Source organism: Sulfitobacter sp. AS59, assembly GCF_038899995.1.
In the GTDB taxonomy this organism is placed as follows: Bacteria; Pseudomonadota; Alphaproteobacteria; order Rhodobacterales; family Rhodobacteraceae; genus Sulfitobacter.
Genome location: NZ_JBBMQK010000006.1, coordinates 45,248 through 59,831 on the forward strand (window position 1 = coordinate 45,248; position 14,584 = coordinate 59,831).

Annotated in this window: 14 protein-coding genes; 4 read left to right on the forward strand and 10 right to left on the reverse strand. The window is 59.1% G+C overall.

Going from position 1 to position 14,584, the window contains the following annotated elements; all coding sequences use genetic code 11:
- Positions 1-6: 6 nt before the first annotated feature.
- The 3 genes from WNY39_RS13740 to WNY39_RS13750 all read left to right on the forward strand — a co-directional run bounded on the left by WNY39_RS13740 (position 7) and on the right by WNY39_RS13750 (position 3,268).
- Positions 7-1,971 carry a heme lyase CcmF/NrfE family subunit gene (locus WNY39_RS13740; RefSeq protein WP_342846311.1) on the forward strand — a complete coding sequence of 655 codons (1,965 nt, stop codon included), beginning with the start codon at positions 7-9 and terminating at the stop codon, positions 1,969-1,971.
- The gene (locus WNY39_RS13745; RefSeq protein ID WP_341234432.1) at positions 1,968-2,420 is read left to right on the forward strand and encodes a cytochrome c-type biogenesis protein; all 453 of its coding nucleotides are present in this window, start codon (positions 1,968-1,970) and stop codon (positions 2,418-2,420) included. The genes WNY39_RS13740 and WNY39_RS13745 overlap by 4 nt, the downstream gene beginning before the upstream one ends.
- Before the next feature lie 71 nt (positions 2,421-2,491).
- The gene (locus WNY39_RS13750) at positions 2,492-3,268 is read left to right on the forward strand and encodes an enoyl-CoA hydratase-related protein (RefSeq protein WP_342846314.1); all 777 of its coding nucleotides are present in this window, start codon (positions 2,492-2,494) and stop codon (positions 3,266-3,268) included.
- 9 nt (positions 3,269-3,277) lie between these two features.
- On the opposite strand, the gene WNY39_RS13755 is transcribed toward WNY39_RS13750, so the two are convergent.
- The 3 genes from WNY39_RS13755 to gltX all read right to left on the reverse strand — a co-directional run bounded on the left by WNY39_RS13755 (position 3,278) and on the right by gltX (position 6,789).
- The gene (locus WNY39_RS13755; protein ID WP_341234434.1) at positions 3,278-3,577 is read right to left on the reverse strand and encodes a hypothetical protein; all 300 of its coding nucleotides are present in this window, start codon (positions 3,575-3,577) and stop codon (positions 3,278-3,280) included.
- A 402-nt stretch (positions 3,578-3,979) separates the two neighbouring features.
- Complete coding sequence (gene gltA, locus WNY39_RS13760; RefSeq protein WP_341234435.1) at positions 3,980-5,275, reverse strand: citrate synthase; 1,296 nt, start codon at positions 5,273-5,275, stop codon at positions 3,980-3,982.
- A gap of 113 nt (positions 5,276-5,388) precedes the next feature.
- A complete protein-coding gene (gene gltX / locus WNY39_RS13765) occupies positions 5,389-6,789 on the reverse strand; it encodes a glutamate--tRNA ligase (RefSeq protein WP_342846316.1) in 1,401 nt (466 codons plus the stop codon).
- 125 nt (positions 6,790-6,914) lie between these two features.
- On the opposite strand from gltX, the gene WNY39_RS13770 reads away from it, so the two are divergent.
- On the forward strand, positions 6,915-8,948 hold the full coding sequence (locus tag WNY39_RS13770) for a ComEC/Rec2 family competence protein (protein ID WP_342846318.1): 2,034 nt from the start codon (positions 6,915-6,917) through the stop codon (positions 8,946-8,948).
- 18 nt (positions 8,949-8,966) lie between these two features.
- On the opposite strand, the gene lexA is transcribed toward WNY39_RS13770, so the two are convergent.
- From lexA to WNY39_RS13805, 7 genes are all read right to left on the reverse strand, one after another.
- Entirely contained in the window at positions 8,967-9,665 is a 699-nt protein-coding gene (gene lexA, locus WNY39_RS13775) for a transcriptional repressor LexA (protein ID WP_342846320.1), read from the reverse strand.
- Positions 9,666-9,729: 64 nt separating this feature from the next.
- Entirely contained in the window at positions 9,730-10,902 is a 1,173-nt protein-coding gene (glp, locus tag WNY39_RS13780) for a gephyrin-like molybdotransferase Glp (protein WP_342846322.1), read from the reverse strand.
- Positions 10,899-11,372 carry a cyclic pyranopterin monophosphate synthase MoaC gene (gene moaC, locus WNY39_RS13785; protein ID WP_342846324.1) on the reverse strand — a complete coding sequence of 158 codons (474 nt, stop codon included), beginning with the start codon at positions 11,370-11,372 and terminating at the stop codon, positions 10,899-10,901. The genes glp and moaC overlap by 4 nt, the downstream gene beginning before the upstream one ends.
- A complete protein-coding gene (trpC, locus tag WNY39_RS13790) occupies positions 11,373-12,185 on the reverse strand; it encodes an indole-3-glycerol phosphate synthase TrpC (protein WP_342846326.1) in 813 nt (270 codons plus the stop codon). It lies immediately after the preceding gene.
- On the reverse strand, positions 12,182-12,844 hold the full coding sequence (locus tag WNY39_RS13795) for a uracil-DNA glycosylase (RefSeq protein ID WP_342846328.1): 663 nt from the start codon (positions 12,842-12,844) through the stop codon (positions 12,182-12,184). The genes trpC and WNY39_RS13795 overlap by 4 nt, the downstream gene beginning before the upstream one ends.
- The gene (trpD, locus tag WNY39_RS13800; RefSeq protein ID WP_342846330.1) at positions 12,844-13,863 is read right to left on the reverse strand and encodes an anthranilate phosphoribosyltransferase; all 1,020 of its coding nucleotides are present in this window, start codon (positions 13,861-13,863) and stop codon (positions 12,844-12,846) included. The genes WNY39_RS13795 and trpD overlap by 1 nt, the downstream gene beginning before the upstream one ends.
- Positions 13,860-14,441 (reverse strand): aminodeoxychorismate/anthranilate synthase component II, encoded by a 582-nt coding sequence (locus tag WNY39_RS13805; protein WP_342846332.1) that lies wholly within the window; start codon positions 14,439-14,441, stop codon positions 13,860-13,862. Before WNY39_RS13805 ends, trpD begins: the two co-directional genes overlap by 4 nt.
- Positions 14,442-14,584 lie beyond the last annotated feature (143 nt).

A 14,584-nucleotide genomic window follows, 5' to 3' on the forward strand; every position in this document is an offset into this window, starting at 1 on the left:
TGCGGCATGATTACAGAACTCGGACATTTCGCCCTTATCCTCGCCTTTGGCGTCGCCATTTTTCAGACGGTTGTCCCGCTGATCGGTGCCTATAAACGCTGGCCCGGCTGGATGGCCGCCGCCGAGCCCGCAGCTGGCGCGCAATTTGCCCTGACAGCGCTGGCCTTTGGCGCGTTGATGTGGGCGTTTATCACCTCGGATTTCTCGTTGCGCTTGGTGGTGCTGAACAGCCATTCGATGAAGCCGATGCTGTATAAAATCAGCGGCACATGGGGCAATCACGAGGGGTCAATGCTGCTCTGGGTGCTGATCGTATCACTGTTTGGCGCGATGGCTGCGTGGTTTGGCGGGAACTTACCGCAAAGCCTGCGCGCACGTGTCTTGGCGGTTCAGGCGGCTATCGGCGTGGCGTTCTATGCCTTTATTCTATTCACCTCGAACCCGTTTTTACGCCTTGCGACACCGCCCTTTGACGGGCAGGATTTGAACCCGCTGCTGCAAGACCCCGGATTGGCCTTTCACCCGCCGTTCCTTTATTTGGGCTATGTTGGCCTGTCGATGACCTTCAGCTTTGCCGTTGCCGCCTTGATCGAAGGGCGCATTGACGCGGCATGGGGCCGTTGGGTGCGCCCTTGGACATTGGCGGCCTGGATTTTCCTGACAATCGGCATCGCGCTTGGGTCCTGGTGGGCCTATTACGAGCTGGGCTGGGGCGGGTTCTGGTTCTGGGATCCGGTTGAAAACGCGTCCTTTATGCCATGGCTTTTGGCAGCCGCGCTGTTGCATTCGGCCGTTGTGGTCGAGAAACGCGAGAGTCTGAAAAGCTGGACGATCCTGCTGGCGATCCTTGCGTTTGGGTTTTCGTTGATCGGTACATTTATCGTGCGCTCGGGCTTGCTAACGTCCGTCCATGCCTTTGCCAATGATCCGGAACGCGGCGTTTTCATTTTGATGATTATGGCGTTCTTTATGGGGGGCGCTTTGGTGCTGTTTGCCCTGCGCGCATCGGCGTTAGAGGCGAAGGGCGTGTTTAGCATCGTCAGCCGCGAATCTGCTTTGCTGGTGAATAACGTGCTGCTGGCTGTGGCGTGTTTTGTCGTGTTTATCGGAACGATGTGGCCGCTGCTGGCCGAGATGTTCTTTGACCGCAAGCTAAGCGTGGGGCCGCCGTTCTTTAACGCGGCATTCACGCCGTTTATGGTGCTGCTAGGGTTGGTCTTGCCCATCGGATCGGCAATGCCGTGGAAACGCGCGCAGATTGGTCGTGCCTTGAAACCGTTGCGCTATGTCTTCGTGCTGGCGGTGGCGCTTGGTGGTTTGGCCTATGTGATACAGACGGGCCGCAGCCTTTTGGGGCCGGTTGGCATGTTCTTGGGTGCCTGGATTGTGATGGGCACCGTGGTTGACTTGTTGGGCCGCACGGGGCGCGGGCAGGGGCGGTTGCGCCGCCTGCTACGTCTGCCGCGCGCCGATTGGGGCAAGATGACTGCCCATGCCGGGCTTGGCGTGACCATGGCCGGGATCGCGGGCCTGATGGCGTGGAACATTGACGACATTCGCGCCGTGCCTATTGGCGGAACGATTGATGTGGGCAGCTATACCGTTCAGCTTGATAATGTTGAACGGTCTCAGGGGCCGAATTATGTGGCGACCACCGGCTATGTGACCTTGTTCCAAGACGGCAAAGAAATCGCGCAACTCCGCCCTGAGAAACGGTTTTACCCCGTGGCGCAGATGCCCACGACCGAGGCGGCGATTGATTACAACCTGCTGCGCGATGTCTATGTGGTGATCGGGGATGAACAAGACACCGGCGGTTGGGTCATAAGAACCTATGTCAAACCTCTGACAAACTGGATCTGGATCGGCTGCGCGCTGATGGCCTTGGGCGGTTTGCTTAGCCTCACGGACAGACGGTTTCGGGTGGCTGCGGGTGCGGCCAAACGCGCAACAGCGGTGCCAGCGGAATGAGGGCGCTTTTGATTGCACTCATGTTGCTGGTCACGCCCGCCTTGGCGGTGCAGCCCGATGAAATCCTGTCAGATCCGGTGCTTGAGGAACGGGCGCGCGATCTGTCCAAGGGGCTGCGCTGCCTTGTGTGCCGTAATGAGAGCATCGACGAAAGTAACGCCAGCCTTGCCCGCGACCTGCGGATATTACTGCGCGAACGGTTGGTCGCGGGGGATAGCGACCAAGAAGCTGTTGATTTCATTGTTGATCGCTATGGCGAATATGTTTTGCTTAATCCCCCAGCGTCGGGGTCGACGTGGCTGTTGTGGGGGGCTGGCCCGCTGATGCTGCTGCTGGCTGCTGGGTTGGGCTATGGCTATTTGCGCGGACGATCACGTGCCCCGGCACCGGATCAAACCCCGCTTAGCCCCGAAGAACAGGCCCGTCTGGACGAAATTTTAAAAAGGTAACGCGTGGTTTTACTGGTCCTGTGGGCAGCATTGGGTACAGTGCGCGCAAACCTGCAGATTGGACCTGACCGATGGATTACCAGACCTTAACCTTTGACCTGACCGACGGCCTTGCCGTTATTACCCTGAACCGTGCCGATAAGATGAACGCGCTGACCTCGCAGATGCGCGCCGAGATCGAACATGCCTTTACGCAGGCGGGCAAGCTGGCGCGCTGTGTGGTTGTAACGGGGGCAGGGCGCGCGTTTTGTTCGGGCCAAGACCTGGGCGATAGCAACGGCGGCGCTGCCATGGATCTGGAGCGGACCTTGCGCGATGAATATGCGCCCATGCTGCGCGCGATTTCGAACTGCCCGGTGCCGACGATTGCCGCCGTCAATGGTGCGGCAGCGGGGGCGGGGGCGAACCTCGCGCTGGCCGCTGACATCGTTATCGCCACTGAATCGGCATATTTCTTGCAGGCGTTTACCCGTATCGGTTTGATCCCGGATGCAGGCGGCACCTATACGCTGCCGCGTCAGATGGGCATGGCCAAGGCAATGGGGGCCGCGCTGTTCGCGGATAAGATCAGCGCCCGTCAGGCAGATAGCTGGGGTATGATTTGGGAAGCCGTCCCGGACGCGGAATTTGGCGGACATTGGCGTGCCAAGGCGGCGCAATTGGCCAGTGGCCCAACCATGGCCTATGCATCGACCAAGAAAGCCATCCGCGAAAGCTGGGATAACTCATTTGAGGATCAACTGGCGTTGGAGGCCCGAGAGCAGGGCAAATGCGGCCAATCCCGTGATTTCAAGGAAGGCGTTATCGCGTTCCTGCAAAAGCGGATTGCCAAATTTGAAGGGCGGTAACTGCGACGCCTAAATCGAGCGTTCGATCAACAGGACGTCGTCGGGGCGCAGTGTAGGGCGGGATGTGCAGGCCACCACAGCCACCGCGACACCATCGGCCCACACCGTCTGAACAGAGCTGGACACCTTTTTCACCGTGATGTGCGGAGGTGTCTGGCCCTTGTTATAAATCACGGCAATCTGGTCGCAGTTTTGATGATTGTCGCGCACAAAAGACCCCTGCGGGCAGTTCTGTTTCAGCGCCTCAACCGACTTCAGGCTGGTCGCATTGTCCCACTGAAGATCGGCCTCTTTATCTAAAACTGCCATCGCTGCAATCCTCTGTCTTTTATTGTGGAATGCCTGCACGCCGTTGAAAATCTGCTCGATTTTCAGAAAAGACAGATGTGCGGCCCCCACCGATTTCCCCTAGTTTATTGGTGCCCGCTGATGTCGGTCAATCAAGTTCGCTAATTGTTCAATGTGGGGAAACAAAAGCACAGAACCGCCGCAGTCTTGGCGGTTTGGTTTCGAAATGTCGAAAAATGGATGGAAACAATCGGGGCGTGGGGGCGTGTTTGATCACGCGCGCTGCCTTGGGTTGATTCTAATTGAGCGTATTATGCGCCTATTTGGAGCATGGGCCGGTCGCTATTCCGTTGGTTGCGATGCGGGCACATAAAAAAACGCCCCGCCAAATGGCGGAGCGTTAAAATCAAATTCGCGCTGATATCAGCGGTTTTCGATGTCGATGTAATCGCGCTTGTTTTCACCCAGATACAGCTGGCGTGGACGGCCGATTTTCAGCTGTGGATCGCTAATCTGTTCTTTCCACTGCGAAATCCAGCCAACGGTGCGCGCCAATGCAAAGATTGGCGTGAACATTGAAGTTGGAAAGCCCATGGCTTCAAGAATAATGCCGGAATAGAAATCGACGTTCGGGAACAGTTTCTTTTCTGCGAAATACGGATCTTCCAGCGCCTGTTTCTCAAGTTCTTTGGCAACTTGCAGGATTGGGTTGTTTTCAACGCCAAGTAGTTCAAGAACCTCGTCGGCGCTTTCTTTCATCACGGTCGCGCGAGGGTCAAAGTTTTTGTAAACGCGGTGACCAAAGCCCATCAGGCGGAACGGATCGTTTTTGTCCTTCGCCCGTGCGATGAATTCCGGAATGCGGTCCGGCGTGCCAATTTCCTTGAGCATTTCAAGGCATGCTTGGTTCGCGCCACCGTGGGCAGGGCCCCAAAGGCAGGCGATGCCGGCAGCGATACAGGCAAACGGGTTCGCACCCGAGGACGACGCCAAGCGCACAGTCGATGTCGACGCGTTTTGCTCGTGATCGGCATGCAGGGTAAAGATGCGGTCCATCGCGCGGGCGAGGATCGGATCGACCACATATTCTTCGGCAGGGACGGCGAAACACATGCGCAGGAAGTTACCGGCATAATCGACATCATTGCGTGGATAAACAAAGGGTTGGCCGATGGTGTACTTATACGCCATGGCCGCGATTGTTGGCATTTTGGCGATCAGGCGGATCGTCGCGACCTCGCGCTGGTGCGCGTCGTTGATGTCGGTGCTGTCGTGATAAAACGCAGACATGGCACCGACGACACCGACCATGATGGCCATTGGGTGCGCGTCACGGCGGAAACCACGGAAGAAATTAATCATCTGTTCGTGGATCATGGTGTGGTTGGTCACCAGATTTTCAAACTCTTCCAGCTTCGTTGGCGAAGGCAGCTCACCATAAAGCAGCAGGTAGCAGACCTCTAGATAGTGCGACTGGCTGGCCAGTTGATCGATGGGGTATCCGCGGTGCAGCAACACACCTTCGTCACCATCGATGAACGTAATGGTGCTGTCACAGGCAGCGGTCGACGTAAAACCCGGGTCATAGGTAAAGACGTTCGCCTGCGCGTAAAGCTTGCGAATATCCATGACATCGGGGCCAGCCGTTGGGGAATGAATGGGTAATTCATAGCTTTTTCCGTCGATGGTCAACGTTGCTGATTTTGTACTCTCGGCCATGAAGTCCCTTTCTACCGTTGGCGGTGTGCGTTTTGCCCACCGTCCGGCACTTGCCTGAATTGGCGTGTGCGTTGTGTTATCTCGCGTTTGGTTGAGATTTGCTTAAGCATCCCTCAAACCGCTGCGTCCTGCAATCTGGCAAGGCTTTCATCACGACCCAAAACCAGCAACATATCAAATACCGATGGGGTAGCTGCCCGACCGGCAAGGGCCGACCGCAAAGGTCCGGCCAGTTTGCCAAATTTGGTATCATGTGCGGCGGCAAAGCCGTTCAGCGCGTCTTCCAGCGTTTCTCGATCCCAGTTAACATTCTGCAACTGCGGCGTCAATTCTCTCAGTATACCACGGGATACATCATCTAGATTTTTCGCCGCTTTTTCATCCGGTACGATGGGGCGGATGGCCAAGACAAACTGAGCTTTTTCAAGGAGTTCAGGGAAGGTTTTTGCCCGATCCTTCAGACAATACATCGCCCGCTCCAGCCCATCACCTTGTTGCGACGTTAGGGCAGGAAGGCCCGCAGCAGCCAGGTAGGCCTCGATCTCTTTCCGCAACGCAGCGTCATCGGCGACGGCAATATGCTGGCCGCAGATATTTTCCAGCTTTTTAAGGTCAAACTGGGCAGGGCTTTTGCGGATTCCGTCCAGATCGAACCATTCTTTTGCCTGCGCATCGGTGAAAAATTCGTCGTCCCCATGGCTCCAGCCGAGGCGGGCAAGATAGTTGCGCATGCCGGCGGCGGGATAGCCCATGGCCTGATATTCCTGAGCGCCCAAGGCACCGTGACGCTTCGACAGTTTCTTGCCATCAGAGCCGTGAATCAGCGGGATATGCGCCCAAACCGGCACGTCCCATCCCATTGCATTATAAATCATCATTTGACGCGCGGCGTTGTTCAGGTGGTCATCCCCACGGATCACATGGGTCACGCCCATATCATGGTCATCTACCACAACGGCCAGCATGTAGACGGGGCTACCATCGGAACGTAACAAAACCATGTCATCCAACTGGTCGTTGCCGATCTTCACATCGCCTTGAACGCGGTCGCGAATAATCGTCTCGCCACTTTGCGGGGCTTTGATGCGCACGACGTATGGCGCGTCAGGGTGGGTCGCTGGGTCCGCGTCACGCCAGGGCGAATGATACAGCGTGCTGCGCCCTTCGGCTTTGGCAGTGTCGCGGAATGCGGCGATTTCTTCTTGAGTGGCGAAACATTTATAGGCCTTGCCGGCTGCGAGCAGTTCAAGTGCGACCTCCGCGTGACGCGGCGCATTGTCGAACTGGCTGACCACATCGCCGTCGTGATCCAGCCCCAGCCAAGCCATGCCTTGCAGGATCGCATCGGTGGCTTCGGGCGTATAGCGCACCCGGTCTGTGTCTTCGATCCGCAGCAGGAACTTGCCGCCACGGCCCCGGGCATATAGCCAGCTGAACAGCGCCGTGCGCGCACCGCCAATATGCAGATAGCCGGTCGGCGAGGGGGCAAAACGGGTGACGACAGGCTGTGTCATGGGCGGCGTCCTTTCAGAAGAAATGGCACGGAAATCCCCTTGGGCGGGGGGCCGTTTATCATTTGCTAACCATGCTGCGGCTAGCGTCAGGGTCTATCTATCTAGTGCGGGGATCGGGGGCAAGTATGGGCCTGATGCAAGGCCTATCGCTGATGATGTTGGCGCAGCGCGGGCATCTGTTCGGCTGGGTGCCGGTCTGCCTTGCCTGCGGTATCGGCTGCTATTTCATGTTGACGGTCGAACCTGAGCTGCCTGTTCTGATCGGGTTGACCGCGGGCGCGGTGGCGCTGATTTGGGCGCAGCGGTTTCTGCCCGAAGGCGTCAGCCCCGTTTTCGTGGCCCTTGCCTTGGGAATGATCGGGTTCGACCTGGCTGCCTTGCGTGCCCATGCGGTGAGCGGGCCGGTTTTGGGCTGGCGCTATTACGGTGCGATCGAAGGGCGCATTGTCGGGATTGATCGCAGTCAGTCTGACGCCTTGCGCCTGACCTTGGACCGGGTGGTGTTGGAAAGGGTTTCCCGCGCCCGCACCCCGACGCGCGTGCGGGTATCGCTGCACGGCGATCAAACCCACAGCATTACCGCTGAACCGGGGATGCGGGTGATGACCACGGGGCATCTGTCACCACCCAGTGGCCCGGTTGAGCCGGGCGGTTTTGACTTTCAACGCCACGCTTGGTTCGCCCGTCTCGGGGCCGTGGGCTATACCCGCAATCCGGTGCTGGGGGCTGCAGCCGCATCGCAGGGTCGTGCCGGTCTGCTGGTTTTGCGGGTGCGCATGGCGGCATCGGCGCGCGTGCAAGCGGCGCTTGAGGGGGACATCGGCGGCTTTGCGACAGCAATTACAACGGGGGATCGCAGCGCCATCAGCCAAACCGCATTGTTTGATCTGCGCGCCAGCAACCTCGCGCATTTGCTGGCGATTTCCGGTCTGCACATGGGGTTGCTCAGCGCCGTTGTTTTTGGCGCGCTGCGTCTGGTGCTCAGCCTGATCCCATGGGTTGCCCTGCGTTGGCCCACCCGCAGTATTGCGGCAGCGGGTGCGCTGGTCGCGGCCACTGGTTATCTGGCGCTGTCGGGCGGGAACGTGGCGACCGAACGTGCATTCGTTATGGTTGCCGTGGCCTTGGGCGCGCTGATGCTGGGGCGGCGCGCGCTGAGCCTGCGGGCGGTTGCCATTGCTGCGACGATTGTTTTGACCCTCAGACCCGAGGCCTTGATGGGGCCGGGGTTTCAGATGTCGTTCGCCGCAACCACAGCGCTGGTGGCCGTCTTCGGCTGGCTGCGCGAGGCAGAGCTGTCACTCGGGCCGAAATGGCTCGCTCCGGCGGTCGCGACCTTTATCTCATCTGCGGTGGCAGGCGTCTTTACGGCACCTGTAGGGTCGGCGCATTTCAATTCGATTGCGCATTTCGGGCTGATCGCGAACCTGTTGTCGGTGCCATTGATGGGCCTGTTGGTCATGCCAGCGGCGGTTGGCGCGTTGGTTATGGCCCCCTTGGGATTGGATCATTTGGCGTTGTGGATCATGGGCTTGGGGCTGCGTTGGATTTTAGGCGTGGCGGCATTCGTGGCCGATCTTGACGGGGCGCAGGGCCATGTCAAAGGGCCGGGGGTGTGGGTGCTGCCGTTGATGGCGCTTGGGTTCTTGTGGCTTTTGCTGTGGCAGGGGCGCTTGCGTTTTGCGGGGCTTCTGGCGGTCTTTGCAGCATTCGCCTTGTGGCATCAGGCCGCGCGGCCGACGGTCTTGATCGCGGATACGGGCAATCTGGTCGGGGTCATGACAGCCCAAGGCCGTGCGCTGAGCAAGGCCAAGGGGGCAGGGTTTGTTGCCCGAAACTGGCTGGAAAATGACGGCGACGGTGCAGAACAGGCAGATGCTGCCGCGCGGTGGGGGCCAAATATGCGTATCGCCGGCCAAGAGATCATCCACCTGTCCGGCAAACGCGCGGTTGCTGCCTTTGCTGGATGTTCGGCGGGGCAGATTGTCGTGTCATCCGTAGAAATTGATCACCACATCGGTGATTGCGTGATCTTTGACCCCGCCCACCTGCGCAAGACCGGCGCAATCGCAATGTCTGTGAACGACGGTCAACTTAAAATGCAAACGGCCCGCCAATTGGCGGGCACGCGGCTGTGGACACAATGGCCTGACATGTAGTCTGGCCGATAGGTGCGATTAATATGTGCGGATCAAACCCACCAAACGCCCCTGAACCTTGACCATATCCGACGGGAACACCCGCGTTTCATAGGCCGGGTTCGCCGCCTCAAGCGCAATTGAGGTGCCGTGGCGTTTAAAGGTCTTGAGCGTTGCCTCGTGATCCTCGACCAGAGCGACCACAATATCACCGTCATCGGCAACAGACGTTTCGCGGATCACCACCACGTCACCGTCGTTAATGCCCGCCTCGATCATCGAATCGCCTTTAACCTCAAGGGCATAGTGTTCACCGCTGCCGCTGATCATGTTCCCCGGCACCGCTACGGAATGGGACATGGTGGAAATCGCCTCGATCGGGACACCGGCCGCGATGCGGCCCATCATCGGAATGTCAGTCGACGATCCGGACACCGATTGCGCGGCGGCGGGGGGCGGGCTGTCGGGCCGGTCGCCATCAATAACGCGGGGGGTAAATCCGGGCTTTGGCAGACCGCCCATGCTGTCTGGTAATTTTACCACTTCGATGGCGCGGGCGCGGTGGGCCAGACGGCGGATAAATCCGCGTTCCTCAAGAGCTGTAATCAACCGGTGGATGCCGGATTTCGATCGCAGGTCCAATGCTTCTTTCATCTCGTCAAAACTGGGCGGAACACCATCGCGCTGAACGCGCTTGTGAATGAAAGCCAGCAGGTCGAGTTGTTTTTTCGTCAGCATCCGAACATTCCCTGAGATTATTGGTTTGGGTTTGTTCTAGTGATGTTCTTGTTTTGTGTCAACGCTACAGCGCGATACAGTCCATCATATCGCCAATTTTCCGCGCCGGATCATCTGCTGGCCGGATCATCAACACATCCGCCTGCGCCAGAACGCTAAGCAATGAACTGTCTTGATTGGTCTCTGGGTGGACAGCGCCACCCTTGACCAAAGCACGCATATAATGGGCGCGCGGCCCGCCTTGGGGCAGATCCACGGCCAGGGGCAGGGACAGACGGGGGGCAGGCTTGGCCGGAAGGCCCAGCATTTTGCGCACAACGGGGGCCACAAACACGACGCCGCAAACCATCGCCGACACAGGGTTGCCGGGCAGGCCGATCATCGGCGTATCTGCCAGCGTTCCCGCCATCAGCGGTTTTCCGGGGCGCATCGCGACCTTATAAAACGACTGCTCCATCCCCATTTCGGCCGCGACCGGGGCGACCAGATCATGATCCCCGACCGACGCGCCGCCAATGGTAATAATCAAATCCGCACCTCGGGCAATCTTGAACGCTTGGGTCAGCGAGGGAACCGTATCGCGGGCAATAGGGATCATCCGGCACCGCGCGCCGTGTTGTTCCAGCATGGCAGCAAGGCCATAGGTGTTGGAGGCGATAATCTGGTCCGGCCCCGGCGTTTCACCGGGCTGCACCAGCTCATCCCCCGTCGCAATGATCGCAATCTGGGGCGCGATGTGAACGGGCACCTCGGCGATATTCATCGCGGCGAGCAATGCAATATCGGCAGGGCGCAACACCCGCGGCGCGGACATCACATCGCCTGCTTTAAAGTCGCCACCTGCGGGGCGGATGTTGGTTTTGCCGTCAATATCATGGCCCAACATCAAAAGATCGCCGCGTCGGGTCGTATCCTCTTGAATGACAACGAAATCGGCCCCCTCGGGGATCGGCGCACCGGTGAAAATGCGCACGGCCTGACCGGGCTTTACGACGCCGTCAAAGCGGTGCCCGGCAGCGGCTTCGCCGATCACTTTGAACATGGCGTCGGGTTCGACCTCGGCCCGGTGCAAGGCATAGCCATCCATCGACGACGCATCAAACGGCGGCTGCGATCTGTTGGCGGTGACGTTTTCCGCCAACACACGCCCCGCCGCATGGCGCAAACCGACACGCTCAACGCCCATGGGGTCGACAAGATCAAACAGATTTGACAGGGCGTCTTCGACCGAGATCATGATGCCTCGAACCGGCCCGACTTGCCGCCGTCTTTGAGCAACACGCGCAGGCCGCCGATTTCCATGGTTTTGTCCACCGCTTTGGCCATGTCATAGACGGTCAGCGCAGTGACGGACGCGGCGGTAAGGGCTTCCATTTCGACCCCGGTTTGGCCGGTTGTTTTTACCGTCGCCTCGATCCGGATGCCGGGCAGGTCGGGGTCGGGGGTCAGTTCGACCGACACTTTGGTGATGGGCAGGGGGTGACACAGCGGGATCAGGTCGGCAGTGCGTTTGGCGGCCATAATACCGGCGAGACGTGCAACGCCTAAAACGTCACCCTTTTTTGCACGGCCTTCGGTAATGATATCAAAGGTTTCGCGCTGCATCTTGATGTGGGTTTCGGCCACTGCAATCCGCGATGTCACTGGTTTGTCCGAGATATCAACCATATGGGCGTCGCCCTTGCCGTCAAAATGCGTGAGGGCCATTTACATGCCTCCGGGACGCAGGGGATTGGCAAGCAGCGTACGGGTTGCGGCCTCGACATCGTCTTGGCGCATCAGGCTTTCGCCGATCAGGAAAACCCGCGCGCCGAATTTGGCCATTTCCGACAGGTCGTCAGGGGTGTTCAGCCCCGATTCCGACACGATCATTTTGTCCATCTCGACGTATTTTGACAGGCTGCGGGTGGTGTCCAGCGAAGTCTCGAATGTCTTGAGGTTGCGGTTGTTGATGCCGATCATCCGGCTTTTCAGCAGGGCGGCGCGGTCAAGTTCGGCTTTGTCATGGACTTCGATCAGGGCATCCATGCCCCATTCGGCGGCAGCTTCCTCAAGCTCAAGGGCCTGCGCGTCGCTGACCGACGCCATGATGATCAGGATACAATCGGCCCCAAGGGCGCGCGCCTCGGCGACCTGATAGGTGTCGTACATGAAATCTTTACGCAAAACGGGCAGGGTGCAGGCCTCGCGGGCGGCGACCAGATATTCTTTGGCCCCTTGAAAGCTGGGGGTGTCCGTCAGCACAGACAGACATGTCGCCCCACCTGCGGCATAGGCGGCGGCGAGTGCGGCGGGGTCAAAATCGGCGCGGATCAGGCCCTTGGATGGGCTGGCTTTCTTAATCTCGGCGATCAGGCCGTATCCTTCGCGGGCGGCGTCAAACAGCGCGTCGGCAAAGGGGCGCACAGGTGATGCCGCGCGGGCATCTGCCTCGACGGCCTCAAGCGGTTTTGCGGCTTTGTCGGCGGCGACCTCTTCCAGTTTATAGGCTTTGATCTTGTCTAGGATTGTATCTGTCATGATGCCTCCGGGGTTGCCCAGTTTATGGCGGTTTGGCCTTGGGCCTGCAACCAGTCATTGCTGCGCGAAAAAGGGCGCGATCCGAAAAAACCACGCCGCGCAGACAGGGGGGACGGGTGCGGGGTTTCGATTTTAAGGTTCGCCTGCGGGTCGACGTCTTTGCCAACTTTCTGCGCATGTGCGCCCCACAGCAGATAGACACGGGGGCGATCCGACAGACGGTGCAAAATTTGCGTGGTCAGGGTTTGCCACCCAAGTTTCGCATGTGCGCCTGCAGTACCAGCGGGCACCGTCAACGTGGTGTTCAGCATTAATACCCCCTGTTGCGCCCAAAAATGCAGGTCTGCATTGGTCGGCGCATCACCGATATCCTCGCGCATCTCTTTGAAGATATTGGACAAAGATCGGGGTAGCGGGCGGGTGTCAGCCTCGGCTGAAAAGGCCAACCCGTGCGCGTGCCCCGGTGTGGGATAGGGGTCTTGACCCAAGATAACCACACGCACATCATCGGGCTGGGTCTGTTGCAGGGCTGCAAATACCTGATGACGGGGCGGCAGGATCAGCCGGTCGTCTTGCGCCAATGCGGCCTCAATCATTGGCAGGGTGTCGTCGAAAAACGGCAGATCGCGCCATGCGCCAAGGGCGGACAGATCAAACATCAACCGGCGTTCGAAATGCGGGCCACTTGGGTGATCTTGTCGCGGGCGGCCCCGCTGTCGATGCTGGTGCGGGCCATTTCCACGCCTGTTTTCAGGTCGGGGGCCGCATCTGCAACGACCAACGCTGCAGCGGCGTTCAACAGCACCGCATCGCGATAGGCAGAGGGCGCACCATCCAGCAATGCGTTGAAAGCAATCGCGTTTTCTTCGGGTGTGCCGCCAACGATATCCTCGAACGGATGTACCGGCAGGCCTGCGTCCTCCGGCGTGATCTCAAACTCGGTGACTGTGCCATCGGGGTTCAGGGCGGCAACCCAGCTGATGCCCGTAATCGTCAACTCGTCGGTGCCGTCGGACCCGTGTACAAGCCATGCCTTTTCAGAGCCCAAAGCGCCAAGGGTCTCGGCCATGGGCCGGATCAGGTCGCGGCGATACGCGCCGGTCAACTGCCGTTTCACGCCAGCGGGGTTGGTCAGCGGACCAAGGATGTTGAAAATCGTGCGGGTGCCCAGCTCGGACCGCGTTGGCATCACATGGGCGATGGCAGGATGGTGCATCGGGGCCATCATAAAGCCGATCCCGGCCTCGTTCAGGCACGCCTCAACCACTTTGGGGCCGACCATCACCTTGAGGCCCATCTGCGTTAGCGCGTCCGCCGCGCCCGATTTCGACGACAGATTGCGATTGCCGTGTTTGGCCACAACGACGCCAGCCCCCGCCACAACAAAGGCGGTCGCGGTGGAAATGTTCAACGTACCTTTGCCGTCGCCGCCGGTGCCAACGATATCCATCGCGCCCGCAGGGGCCACAACGGCGTTGCATTTCGCGCGCATCACATGGGCGGCGGCCGCGTATTCGTCCACCGTTTCACCACGTGTGCGCAGGGCCATTAGGAAACCGCCGATCTGGCTTGGCGTTGCTTCGCCATCGAACAAGATGCCAAAGGCTTCCTCGGCCTGATCGCGGGTCAGGGGGCCGTTCGCCGCGGCATCAATCAACGGTTTGAGACGTTCGCTCATGCGGGCACCTTTACGAGATCAAGGAAGTTTTGAAGCATTTTGTGGCCATGCTCGGACCGGATGGATTCGGGATGGAACTGAACCCCGTGTAAGGGCAGCTCGCGGTGTTGCAGCCCCATAATGGTGCCGTCTTCCAGCTCGGCTGTGATCTCCAGACAGTCTGGCAATGTCGCGCGATCAACCACCAGCGAATGATAGCGTGTCGCGGCAAAGGGCGAGGGCAGGCCGGCAAACACGCCTTTTCCTGTGTGGTGCATTTGCCCCATCTTGCCGTGCACAATATCATCGGCGCGCACGACCTTGCCGCCGAATGCCTGACCCAGCGTTTGATGCCCCAAACACACCCCGAACAACGGAATGCCAGCGCCTGCAGCGGCCTTGGTCAGCGACAGACAGATGCCGGCCTGATCGGGGTCGCAGGGGCCGGGCGACAGGATAATGCCCGCCGGGTTCAGCGCGATTGCGTCTTGAACCGAAATGGCGTCATTTCGCCGAATATCGACGTCGGCCCCCAAATCGCCTAGATAATGCACAAGATTGTAGGTGAAACTATCGTAGTTATCTATCAGTAGCAGCATAAGGCAATTCTTTGTATTCAGGCGGGGTTTTGGGGCTAGAGGAACGCCGCTAAACCACAGTACAATGTTCGCCAATACATGTTCAGGCTTAAGAGCCATCGTCAAGGGTGCCAGGCCCGCGTAGGGGCCAATGCAAGAACAAA